This is a genomic window from Kitasatospora sp. NPDC054768 (genome assembly GCF_053612025.1).
In genome coordinates this window covers 1-10968 of the sequence record NZ_JBSHBN010000003.1, presented here as the reverse complement: position 1 = coordinate 10968, position 10968 = coordinate 1, and the positions used below count along the sequence as shown (strand labels likewise).

Here is a 10968-nt window from a genome sequence, read left to right as displayed (position 1 = left end):
TGACGTAATCAGCGGACAAGGTGCTTCCCAGCCAGCGCGAGGCCGAAACTCGCCCACCCACGGACACCGGCCGTTCTGCGGGCCACGACGCCTCGGCTCGCGGCGGACGGTCACCCCTCGACCCCCGTCGCGGTGGCAGCAGTTCCCGGTCCGGGCGCCTGCGGCGTGCTGATGCGCGCGCACGATGGTGGAGTCCACCGAGACGTCCCAGTCGATCTCGCCCGCCGCGTCGGCCGCAGCCCGGACCTGCTGCAGTAACCGCTCCCAGGTGCCGTCCGACGACCGCAACCGATGGCGCTCATAGACCGTCTTCCACGGACCGAACCGCTCCGGCAGGTCACGCCACTGCACCCCGGTCCGCACCCGGTGCACAATCCCGTCGATCACCTGCCGATGATCACGCCACCGCCCGTACCTGCCGTTGCTCACCGGCAAGAACGGCCGCAGCCGTTCCCACTCGGCATCCGACAGATCACCACGTTCTCCCCGCCCCACACCCGGAACAACGAGCAGATCAAGCGACAGTCACATGATCCGCCGGACGGCTCCTAGGCGCGGATGCGGCGGAAGACGGTGAGCAGCAGGAGCAGGGTGAGCGCCAGGAGGATGCCGGCCTCGACGAGTTGGATGGGGACGAGGTGGTCGGCCGGGTGGAAGCGGGCCCAGGAGGCGATGGCCTCGTCGCAGCCGGGGGCGCGGGCGGAGAAGAGGCAGGAGTCGGTGCTGGCGTGGGTGCCGTCGGGCAGGACGATGCCACGGCCGAGGAGCCAGGCGTTGGTGGGTTGGGGGGTGCCCACGGCGGCGATCTGTTCCACGGCCGGGTAGAAGTGGGGGCGGGCCCAGAGGACGAGGCCGTGGGCGGCGGCGACGAGGGCGCCGGTGAGGAACATCGCGGGCAGGGTGCGGCGGACGAGTTGGCCGACCAGGACGCCGAGGGTCAGGGCGAACAGGGACCAGGCGATCGGGGCGAGGCCGAGGACCGGGTAGGTGAAGAACTGGAACGGCGGGTCGAAGGCGGCCGGGCCGTGCACGATGTCCGTCCACCACACCCAGGTCATCAGGGAGGCGAGCACGCCGGCGGCGGCCAGGACGGCGAGGCCGGGAACGGCGAGGCGGACGGCCAGCCAGCGGACCGGGCTGACGGACTGGGCCCGGATCAGGCGGATGGTGCCGCGCTCGTACTCCTGGGCCAGCAGCGGGGCGCCGACGAACATGCCGGTCAGCAGCGGGACCGCGGTGACGGCGGGCTGGAGGACCTGGAGGTACCAGAAGTTCGGGCGGTCGATCGGCTCCAGGCGGTTCCAGCACTCGCGCCGGTCCCAGGTCTCGGGGTAGTAGCAGTCGGTCCGGTGCAGCTCGCTCACGATCCGGCTGCTGGCGACGTGGATCCACAGGAGGTCGGCCACCGCCAGGACCAGCAGGATGCCCAGGGTCCAGAGGAGGAGCCGGTTCTGGCGCAGCACCAGCCAGAGGATTCCGCGCAGGGCGGGCTTGGTGGAGGCCGTGGGAGCGGTGGTGCGGTCGGGCAGGACGGTCGTGCTCATGCGGCCACCTCGTTCGGTTCCTTGCGGTCGGCCGGTTCGGCGGGTCCGCGGAGGTAGCCGAGCAGCAGGTCCTCCAGGCTCGGACGCTCGCTCTCCCACTCGCCGTCCACCGGCTCGTCGGTGCGGACCAGGGCGATGGCCCGACGGCCGCTGACGCGCTGCTCGACCACCGACTCGGCGTCCAGGGAGGACTCCTGGGCGGCCGGGCCGGTGAGCAGCCGGTGCCCGTCGAGGATCTCCTCCAGGTCGCCGGCCAGCCGGACGCGTCCGCGCTGGACGAGGAGCAGGTGGTCGATGACGCCGTCCAGCTCGGGGAGGATGTGCGAGGACAGCACGATGCTGGTGCCGCGCTCGGCGGCGGACGACATCAGGGCGCCCATCAGCTGGTGCCGGGCGAGCGGGTCGAGGTCGGCCATCGGCTCGTCGAGCAGCAGCAGATCGGGGAGCTTGCCGAGGGCGAGGGCGAGGCAGACCCGGGTGCGCTGGCCGCCGGAGAGCGAGCCGATCCGCGCGTTGGGGTTCAACTCGCCCTGGTCGACGACCTGTTGGGCCCCGTCCTCGTCCCATACCGGGTTGAGCTCGCGGCCCATCCGCAGCGTCTCGGCGACGGTGAGGCCCGGGTAGAGCGGCTTGTCCTGCGGCACGTAGGCGATCCGGGCGCGCAGCCCGGGATCACCGGCGGTGGCGCCCAGCACCCGCAGTCCGCCCTCGGTGGGCGCGAGTTGGCCGGCGGCGAGGGAGAGCAGGGTGCTCTTGCCCGCGCCGTTGGGGCCCACCACTCCGCAGATCCGCCCGGCCGGGACGGTGAGGTCGCAGCCCCGCAGGGCCCAGCCGCCTCGGTACCTCCTGCCGAGGCCTTCGGCCTCCAGGGCCGGCGCCGACGCGGGCGCCGTGGTCGTCGGGTCGTCCACCCGGTCCCCCCACTGTTCTCTGTTCGGTGTTGCCGAGGGGTCCTCAGACCCCGGTGTCGGAGCCGGAGGCCTTGTTGTCGGAGCCGGAGGCCCCGGCGTCGGAGCCGGAGACCCCGGTGTCGAGGCGCTGCTCCAGGACGGAGGCCATCAGCGCGGCGATGTCCTCGCGCTCCAGGCCGGCCCCCCGGGCCCGGTCCACCCACCCGACCAGGTCCGCGCGCAGCGGCCCGTCCGCGGCCGCCTCCGGCCGGGCGAGCGAGCGCCGGACGAAGGTGCCGAGACCCGGGCGGGGTTCGACCAGCCCTTCGCGTTCGAGTTCGCGATAGGCCTTCAGCACGGTGTTCGGGTTGATCGCGGTCAGTTCGACCACCTCACGGGCGGTCGGCAGTTTGTCTCCGGGCTGGAGCAGTCCGAGTCGCAGGGCCTGCTTGGTCTGCTGCACGATCTGCTGGTACGTGGAGACGCCGCTGCGCCGCTCAATGCGGTACTCGATCACCGGCGTTTCGGCCTTTCACTAGTTCAATAGCGGAATAGTGGCCCACGGCGGCACGCGGGTCAAGCCGGACCCCCGGAGGGTGTCCTGGCGGAGGTCCTTCAGGGACGTTGCAGCAGGAGCAGGCCGTCCTGCTCGACCAGCGGACGGTAGCCGCGTTCCCGGTAGAGGGTCAGCATCCGGGCGGTGTCGGCGGTGGCGCACGGGGCCTGCACGCTCGGGTCGCGCAGGTCGACGGCCACCCACTGCGGTCCGGGGCCCACCGGCGCCCGGCAGACCAGGGTGACCTCGGCCCGGTCGGTGAGCTGCGCCGCCAGCCGGTTGGAGGCGGCCACGGCGGCGCCGCCGGGTATCCGGTGGAGCATCGCCCGGGTCTCGGTGAGCCGGGGCGAGGTGCGCCAGGCCTCGGGCATCACCACCTCGTGCAGCGGGTAGAGCGGCAGCGTCACGGCGGTCACCAGGGCGCTGACGGCGAGCGCGCGGCGGACGCGGCGGGTGTCGCAACGCCGCAGGACGTCGACCAGGGCCGCCAGCGCGATCGGCATCAGCACCGCACTGTAGTGGTAACTGACGCCCCAGTAGTGCGGGTTGGCCGAGAGCAGCCGCCAGGCGAGGGTGGGCACGCAGAGCAGGAGGAGCGGCGAACGCACACCGGCGAAGCCGGCGGTGGCGGCGAGCAGGAACAGCAGCAGCCACTTGACCGGCGGCCAGCCGAGCCGCAGCGGCAGCGCCCGGAGCGAGGCCTGCCCGCCCTGCCCGCCGCCGTCCAGCTGCTGCCAGTAGTCGAAGCCCCCGTTCGGGTTGAAGGCCGGCAGCACGACGAGCACGGTGAGCACGGTCGCGGCGAGGCCGACGACGGCGAGGGCGAGCCCGGGCAGCGGGCTGCGGCGCCGCTCCCGCCGGGCCTGCCAGGCGATCAGGACGCCGACGGCGGCCACCGTCAGCCCCAGGTCCTCCTTGACCAGCAGCAGCGGCAGCGACCAGAGCGCGGCGGCGAGCGGGCGGCGCCGGCCGAGTGCGGTGGCGGCGAAGGCGAGCAGCGGGACGGCGAAGGCGATCTCGTGGAAGTCGTCGGCCGCCGCCCGGACGATCCCCCAGGACGCCCCGGTGGCGCAGCCGACGACCAGCGCCGCCCTTGCCCCGGCCACCTCGTGGGCCCAGCGGGTCAGCGGGACGACGGCCAGCGCCATCAGCAGCGCCTGGGCGGCGACGAGGGTGAGCGGGCTCGGGAAGGCCCGGTAGGCGGGGGCGAGGACGGCGATCAGCGGGTGGAAGTGGTCCCCGAGCAGGTGGTAGCCGGGCCCCTTGAGCGGCACGATCGGCGCCTGCCCGTGGGCGTACGCCCGGACGGCCTGCTCGAAGATGCCCAGGTCGTAGGCCTTGGTGAGGCCGCGCCGGTGCCGGTTGACGGCGACGCAGATGTAGAGCGCGGCGAACCCGGCCGCCAGGCCCCAGGCGAGCGCGGCGGGGCGGCGGGTGAGCAGGGCCAGCAGGGTCGTGAACCGGGCGGAGGGCGCGGAGGGCGCGGCCGAGGTGGTCGGGGCCGAAGGGGAGGAAGGGGTGGAAGCAGCGGAGGGAACGGGGGACGCGGAGGCTGCGGACAGCAGGGCTCGCGGCGGGGAGACGGGAGCGGGCATCTGCAAAGTACCCTTTCACTATTTGATTAGTGGAAGGGTGGTGGAAGCCGGACCCGCCGTCAAACCCGGCCGGCCGACGCCGACCGGGCCTTCGGGCTGCCCTCCGAACCCCCGATCCGGCTCACTCCGCCCACTCGGAGCCCCTGACCACCTCCACGAAGTCGCCGCGCTCGAAGCCCGGCACGAAGTGGGCGAGCACATCCGCCTTGACGTTGCCGAAGGTCGTTTCCGGGCGACCTTCGACACCCTCGGTGAACGCGGCCAGGATGCGGTTCTTGAAGTCGGGCCGCGGATGGGCCGCGACCACGGCGGCCCGCCGCCCGGCGGAGATCGCGTGGTAGCCGACCCCCAGCACGTCCAGCTCCACGCCCCGGGTGACCAGGGCGATCTCCGGCGCCGCGATGGCTGCCACCACCGCCGTCAGCACCCGCCACCTGACCCGGCTCTTCCAGGCCGAGCTGCACACCACGCCGGCCCGCTGGGTCGAGCGGGTCCGCCTCGACCGCGCCCGACAGCTGCTCCTCGACGGCCACAGCATCACCGCCGCCGCCCGGCTCAGCGGCCTGGGCAGCGACGAGACCCTGCGCCGCGCCTTCGCCCGCCGGCTGGGCACCACGCCCACCGAGTACCGCAACCGCTTCACCACGACCAGCGGCCCCGGCGCTCAAGCAGGTGAGCCCCCTGAGTACCTGCCCAGCTGAGCACCCGAGCACCCGAGCACCTGCCCACCCGAGCACCCGGGAACCCGAGCACCCGACAGACTCCCCGCGACGAACGCTTGACCTTGACGCTACGTCAGGGTTGGAGGCTTGCCGCATGACGAACGAGAGCACTTCCACCGCCCCGCTCCACCCCCCGGTCGGCGGTTTCCAGGAGGTCGACGGCCGCCGCCTCTACCTGCACCGCCAGGGCACGGGCGGTCCCGCCGTCGTCCTCCTGCCCGGCGCCAGCGCCATCGGCCTGGACTACTTCGGTGTCCAGCAGGGGGTCGCGCAGTTCACGACCGCCGTGGTGTACGACCGCGGCGGCACCGGCTTCAGCGACGAGGCCGCGCTGCCCCGCACCGCCGCCGAGGTCGCGGCCGAACTGCGCGAACTGCTGCGCGCCCAGGGCGTTCCCGGCCCGTACGTCCTGGTCGCGCACTCGCTCGGCGGCGCGTACGCCCACGGGTTCGCCCAGCAGTACCCGCAGGACGTGGCCGGACTGGTCTGGCTGGACGCCTTCCACCGGGACTGGGACGACTACATGCCCGCCGAGGCGAGCCTGGCCGCCACCCAACAACTGTCGCCCACCGAGGAGCAGCTGCGGCAGGCGCTCCCCGCCATCCGGCAGCTGTGCGAGGACCTGCTCGTGGACTACCCGGCGGACGTCCGCGACGCGGTGACCGAGTACCACGTGAGCGAGCGCTGGATCCACGCCGGCATCGCCGAACGCGCCTCGATGCCCGAGCTGGCCGTCGAACTGCGGGCCGGGGCGGACCTCCCCGACGTCCCGCTGATCGCGCTCACCCCGCTGGGCGTCGACCCCGGCCAGCAGGCGCTGATGTCGAAGGAGCTCCTCCAGGCGATGCACGACGGCAAGACGCGGCTGTACGCGGACATGGTGGCCAGGGTCTCCAACGGCGAGCAGCGCCTCCTCGCCGACACCGGCCACAGCCAGTTCGTCTTCGAGCGGACCGATGTCGTGGTCCAGGCGATCCGCGATGTCGTGGACCGGGCGGGCCGCGCCTAGACTTCGGCCACGGCCACGGCCACGGCCACGGCCACAGCCACAGCCACAGCCACAGCCACAGCCACAGCCACAGCCACAGCCACAAATCCTCAACGGAACCGGAGCCGGACGGTGCTGACGATCGGTCAACTCGCCGCGACCGCGGGCGTGACCGTGCGCACCGTCCGCCACTACCACCAGGTCGGGCTGCTGCCCGAGCCCGAGCGCGACCGCTCCGGCTACCGCCGGTACAGCGCCCAGGCCGCGGTGGACCTCATCCGGATCAGGACGCTCGCCGACGCCGGGGTGCCGCTGGCCCGGATCGACGCGCTGCTGCACGCTCAGCCGGAGGAGTTCGCCGCCGCCATCACCGACCTCGACGCCGAACTGCGGCACCGGATCGACCAACTCGCCGAGCACCGCCGCCGGATCGCCGACCTGGCGAGCGGCGAGCGGCTCGCACTGCCGCCCGAGGTGGTCGCCATCCTGGACCGGATGCGCGCGCTCGGGGTCAGCGAGCGGTCGGTGCTGCTCGAACGGGACACCTGGATCCTGCACCAGGCCCTGGACCCGGAGGCCATGCGCCGGGGCATCCGGGAGAAGAACGCCAGCTTCGACGACGCCGAGACGATGCGGCTGTTCCTGCTCTGCGACCAGTCGCTCGACTGGGAACCGGACGACCCCCGTGTGGACCGACTGATCGACGACCTGGACGCCTGGGAGGCCGCCCACGGACGGGACAGCAGCCGGCCCGGCAAGCAGGCGGTGATCTTCTCCCGGCTCGCCGAGGCCTCGCCGACCTGGCAGCGCATCCTCGGCGTGCTCGCCCACCGCGCCAAGCAGCGCCGCCTCGCCGAAGACCGCCGCCTCGCCGAAGGCCACAGTCCTGCCGAAGGCCACCATCTCGCCGAGGAAGGACGGGCCGCCGAAGAACCCCCCGCCGCCGAGGAAGGCCGGGCCGCGGACCCGGCACGGAAGCGTTGACGTCGGATTCACGCCAGCCCAACCCCCGTTCGTACTGCTGGACTTCGGGTCACGAACCCACCACCCAGCGACGGGACCTCCGGCATGCCGACCGGCACCACTCTCCCTCCAGCCCCGACCACCCCGGGCGCGACCGCCCCGGGCCCGCGCCCCCGGGACGGCGGCACCCTCGCCGTCCTCGCCGTGACGACCGGCGTGTTCTCCATCGTCACCACCGAGATCCTCCCGATCGGCCTGCTGACCCCGATCGGCGCCACCTTCCGGATCTCCGACGGCACGGCCGGGCTGATGATGACCCTGCCGGGCATCGTCGCCGCGGTGGCCGCGCCCCTGGTGACCGTCATGACCCGGCGCGCGGACCGGCGGACCATGCTCTGCGCGCTGCTGCTGGTGCTGACCCTGGCGGACCTGCTCAGCGCCTTCGCCCCCGCCTACTGGGCGGTACTGGCCGCCCGGATCGTCCTCGGCCTGGTCATCGGGGCGTTCTGGTCGATCGGTTCCGGGCTCGCCCCGCGCCTCGTCCCGGAGGACCGGCGGGCCCGGGCCAACACGGTGATCTTCTCCGCCGTCCCGCTCGGCTCGGTGCTCGGCGTCCCGGCGGGGGTGTTCCTCGCCTCCCTGGCCGGCTGGCGGACGGCCTTCCTCGCGATGGCCGCGCTGACCCTGCTCGCCCTGGCCGCCCTCCTGCGGTCGCTGCCACCGCTGCCCCCGCTCACCGTCACCGGGCTGGGAGTGCTGCGCGGTCTGCTGGCCGGCCGGGGCACCCGGACCGGCGTCCTGGTGACCTTCCTGATCGTGCCGGCCCACTTCGGCAGCTACACCTACGTCACCCCGTTCCTCGCCAGCACCACCCACGCCGGCCCCGGCCTGATCACCGCCCTGCTACTCCTCTACGGCGCCGCCGGACTGCTCGGCAACGTCCTGGCCGGGGGCCGGGCGGCCGGGGCACTGCGTCCGGTGTTCGGCACGGCGGCCGTCCTGCTCGCCGCCGCGGCGCTGCTGCTGCCGCTGCTGGGCACCGGCGGTCCGGGCGCCGCCGTCCTGCTGGCGCTCTGGGGCACGGCCTACGGGGCCGTCCCGGTCTGCGCGCTCAGCTGGTTCCTCGCCGCGGCCCCGCACGCCCCGGAGGGTGCCGGCGTGGTCTTCACCTCGGCGTTCCAGGCCGCCTTCTCGATCGGCGCGCTGGCCGGCGGCCTGGCGGTGGACCACTCCTCGCCCGGCACGGTCATGCTGCTCGGCGGGACGGTCGCCCTGCTCGCCGCGGCCGCCGTGTGGCGGTACGGCCACCGGGTCCGTCCCGAACCGACGCCGTGAGACGGCCGACGCGGTGACACACACCCCCGGCCGGACCCTGGCCGTCCGCTCCGTCCGCGGTGAGAATGCCGGTGTGCCGTCAGCCCGTCCGTCCGTACGACGGAGCCGCGGACGGCACCGCCGGCCGGGACGGTCCCGGGCGGCCGAGGGCGAGAGGACGGCCGACGGATGGACAGCCAGTGGATGGATCCGGCGTTCCAGGGGCGGTTCGGCGACTACCAGAACGAGATCTATCTGCGCGGGCTCGGCGGCGTGCTGCCGACGATGCCGATGGCCTTCGCCGAACTGGAGGCGCGGGCGAGCACGGCGCTGGCGCCCTCCGTGCTCTCCTACGTGGCGGGCGGGGCGGGCGACGAGTCCACCCAGCGGGCGAACGTCGCCGCCTTCGGCCGGTGGGGCCTGGTGCCGCGGATGATGGTCGGCGCGCGCACACGGGACCTCTCGGTGGACCTGTTCGGGATGCGGCTGCCGACCCCGCTGTTCATGGCTCCGATCGGGGTGATCGGCCTGTGCGCCCAGGACGGTCACGGGGACCTGGCCACCGCCCGGGCCGCCGCCCGGACCGGTGTGCCGATGGTCGCCTCCACGCTGACGGTCGACCCGCTGGAGCGGGTGGCCGCCGAGTTCGGCGACACTCCCGGCTTCTTCCAGCTCTACACCCCCACCGACCGGGCGCTCGCCGAGAGCCTGGTGCACCGGGCGCAGGCCGCCGGCTACCGGGGCATCGTCGTCACGCTGGACACCTGGGTCACCGGCTGGCGCCCGCGTGACCTGGCGACCGCCAACTTCCCCCAGCTGCGCGGCCACTGCCTGGCCAACTACACCTCCGACCCGGTGTTCCGCGCCCGCCTCGCCAAGGCCCCGGAGGAGGACCCGCAGGCGACCGTCCTGGAGTGGGCCGGCGTCTTCGGCAACCCGCTGACCTGGGACGACCTGCCCTGGCTGCGCTCGCTCACCGACCTGCCGATCCTCCTCAAGGGCATCTGCCACCCCGAGGACGTCCGCCGCGCCAGGGACGGCGGCGTCGACGGCATCTACTGCTCCAACCACGGCGGCCGCCAGGCCAACGGCGGACTCGCCGCCCTCGACGCCCTCCCCGGCGTCGTCGAAGCCGCCGAGGGCCTGCCCGTCCTCTTCGACTCAGGCGTCCGCTCGGGCACCGACGTCGTCAAGGCCCTCGCCCTCGGCGCCACCGCCGTCGGCGTCGGCCGCCCGTACCCCTACGGCCTGGCCCTGGAGGGCACCGACGGCATCGTCCACGTACTGCGCTCCCTGCTCGCCGAGGCCGACCTCCTGATGGCCGTCGACGGCTACCCCACCCTCGCCTCCCTCCGCGCGGACGGCGCACTGCGCCACACATGACGAGAATTCAGGTCACGAGAAGTCAGGTCACGACGAGGAATCAGGTCATCGTGTCCGCCGGAAAGCGGCGGGGCTTGCCGGGACATTCGGGACGGCCCTACGCTCGAACGGCACAAATCGGGTCCGTACGTTCCCGCACGCTCGGAGGTCCGCCATCATCCGCGTCCTGCTGACCGCCTTCGAACCGTTCGGCCGCGATCCCCTGAACTCGTCCCTGGAGGCGGGCCGACTGGTCGCCGCCGGTCCGCCGGCCGGGGTGGCCCTGGAGTTCGCCGGGCTGCCCTGGGCGTTCGGCGACTCGATCGCCGAACTGCGCCGGGCGGTGGCCCGGTTCGAGCCGGACCTGGTCATCGCCACCGGCCAGGGCGGCAACCGGCCGGACCTCACGGTCGAGCGGGTGGCGATCAACCTCGACGACGCCGTCCGGACAGCCGACCGGAAGGGCAACCAGCCGCTCGACCAGCCGGTCGTACCGGACGGCCCGGCCGCGTACTTCTCCTCCCTGCCGGTGAAGGCCTGCGTGGAGGCGGTCCAGCAGGCCGGGATCCCGGCCACCGTCTCGCACACCGCCGGCACCCACCTCTGCAACCACGTCTTCTACGGGCTGGCGCACCTGATCGCCACCGAACGCCCGGAGCTGCGCGGCGGGTTCGCGCGCCTTCCGTACCTGCCGAGCCAGGCCTCCGGCCGGGAGCAGAGCGCCTCGATGTCGGCCGAGACGGCCGCCGAGGGGGTCCGCATCCTGATCCGCAGCGCCGTGGCCACCCTCCACCTGCCGCCCGTCGGCACAGTGGCGGCACCGCGCCGAAGAAGCTGGCTGTCCCGCCGGAGCAACTGATTCCCCGGAAACTGAGTTCCGGAGACTTCCGGAAACGCGAAGAACCCCCATCCGGGTCCCGGATGGGGGTTCTTCTGAATAATTGTTCGGCGGCGTCCTACTCTCCCACAGGGTCCCCCCTGCAGTACCATCGGCGCTGTAAGGCTTAGCTTCCGGGTTCGGAATGTAACCGGGC

General features: G+C 73.4%; 10 protein-coding genes, 1 rRNA gene and 2 pseudogenes. 6 read left to right on the top strand and 7 right to left on the bottom strand.

Annotated features, from left to right (window positions below):
- Positions 1 to 69: 69 nt before the first annotated feature.
- The 6 genes and pseudogenes from ACWGKU_RS01315 to ACWGKU_RS01290 all read right to left on the bottom strand — a co-directional run.
- Positions 70 to 495: pseudogene (locus ACWGKU_RS01315) on the bottom strand (IS5 family transposase); the annotation flags it as partial.
- A gap of 53 nt (positions 496 to 548) precedes the next feature.
- Positions 549 to 1544, bottom strand: a complete 996-nt coding sequence (locus ACWGKU_RS01310) for a hypothetical protein (RefSeq protein WP_401047448.1) — start codon at positions 1542 to 1544, stop codon at positions 549 to 551.
- A complete protein-coding gene (locus tag ACWGKU_RS01305; RefSeq protein WP_452179294.1) occupies positions 1541 to 2455 on the bottom strand; it encodes an ABC transporter ATP-binding protein in 915 nt (304 codons plus the stop codon). Before ACWGKU_RS01305 ends, ACWGKU_RS01310 begins: the two co-directional genes overlap by 4 nt.
- A 43-nt stretch (positions 2456 to 2498) precedes the next feature.
- Positions 2499 to 2951: a GntR family transcriptional regulator gene (locus ACWGKU_RS01300; RefSeq protein WP_401047443.1), complete on the bottom strand. Its 453-nt coding sequence runs from the start codon at positions 2949 to 2951 to the stop codon at positions 2499 to 2501.
- Positions 2952 to 3049: 98 nt separating this feature from the next.
- Complete coding sequence (locus ACWGKU_RS01295) at positions 3050 to 4585, bottom strand: DUF2079 domain-containing protein (protein WP_452179295.1); 1536 nt, start codon at positions 4583 to 4585, stop codon at positions 3050 to 3052.
- A 121-nt stretch (positions 4586 to 4706) separates the two neighbouring features.
- A pseudogene (locus tag ACWGKU_RS01290) lies at positions 4707 to 5006 on the bottom strand (diguanylate cyclase); the annotation flags it as partial.
- Here ACWGKU_RS01290 and ACWGKU_RS01285 point away from each other — a divergent pair.
- The 6 genes from ACWGKU_RS01285 (at position 4987) to pcp (ending at position 10793) form a co-directional block, all read left to right on the top strand.
- On the top strand, positions 4987 to 5286 hold the full coding sequence (locus ACWGKU_RS01285; protein WP_452179296.1) for a helix-turn-helix domain-containing protein: 300 nt from the start codon (positions 4987 to 4989) through the stop codon (positions 5284 to 5286). The pseudogene ACWGKU_RS01290 and the gene ACWGKU_RS01285 sit on opposite strands and share 20 nt — an antisense overlap.
- A gap of 115 nt (positions 5287 to 5401) precedes the next feature.
- Positions 5402 to 6316 carry an alpha/beta fold hydrolase gene (locus tag ACWGKU_RS01280; protein WP_452179297.1) on the top strand — a complete coding sequence of 305 codons (915 nt, stop codon included), beginning with the start codon at positions 5402 to 5404 and terminating at the stop codon, positions 6314 to 6316.
- A gap of 111 nt (positions 6317 to 6427) precedes the next feature.
- Positions 6428 to 7279 carry a MerR family transcriptional regulator gene (locus ACWGKU_RS01275; RefSeq protein WP_452179298.1) on the top strand — a complete coding sequence of 284 codons (852 nt, stop codon included), beginning with the start codon at positions 6428 to 6430 and terminating at the stop codon, positions 7277 to 7279.
- 84 nt (positions 7280 to 7363) lie between these two features.
- Positions 7364 to 8593: an MFS transporter gene (locus ACWGKU_RS01270; protein WP_401047430.1), complete on the top strand. Its 1230-nt coding sequence runs from the start codon at positions 7364 to 7366 to the stop codon at positions 8591 to 8593.
- A 168-nt stretch (positions 8594 to 8761) separates the two neighbouring features.
- Positions 8762 to 9955, top strand: a complete 1194-nt coding sequence (locus ACWGKU_RS01265; RefSeq protein WP_452179299.1) for an alpha-hydroxy-acid oxidizing protein — start codon at positions 8762 to 8764, stop codon at positions 9953 to 9955.
- 154 nt (positions 9956 to 10109) lie between these two features.
- Positions 10110 to 10793 (top strand): pyroglutamyl-peptidase I, encoded by a 684-nt coding sequence (pcp, locus tag ACWGKU_RS01260; protein ID WP_401047451.1) that lies wholly within the window; start codon positions 10110 to 10112, stop codon positions 10791 to 10793.
- 84 nt (positions 10794 to 10877) lie between these two features.
- On the opposite strand, the gene rrf is transcribed toward pcp, so the two are convergent.
- Positions 10878 to 10968 (bottom strand): 5S ribosomal RNA (gene rrf, locus ACWGKU_RS01255); the annotation flags it as partial.

Coding starts and splice junctions, on each gene's coding strand:
- ACWGKU_RS01310 (WP_401047448.1), bottom strand. CDS start 1,544: ATGAGCACGACCGTCCTGCCCGACCGCACCACCGCTCCCACGGCCTCC.
- ACWGKU_RS01295 (WP_452179295.1), bottom strand. CDS start 4,585: ATGCCCGCTCCCGTCTCCCCGCCGCGAGCCCTGCTGTCCGCAGCCTCC.
- ACWGKU_RS01285 (WP_452179296.1), top strand. CDS start 4,987: ATGGCTGCCACCACCGCCGTCAGCACCCGCCACCTGACCCGGCTCTTC.
- ACWGKU_RS01280 (WP_452179297.1), top strand. CDS start 5,402: ATGACGAACGAGAGCACTTCCACCGCCCCGCTCCACCCCCCGGTCGGC.
- ACWGKU_RS01270 (WP_401047430.1), top strand. CDS start 7,364: ATGCCGACCGGCACCACTCTCCCTCCAGCCCCGACCACCCCGGGCGCG.
- ACWGKU_RS01265 (WP_452179299.1), top strand. CDS start 8,762: ATGGACAGCCAGTGGATGGATCCGGCGTTCCAGGGGCGGTTCGGCGAC.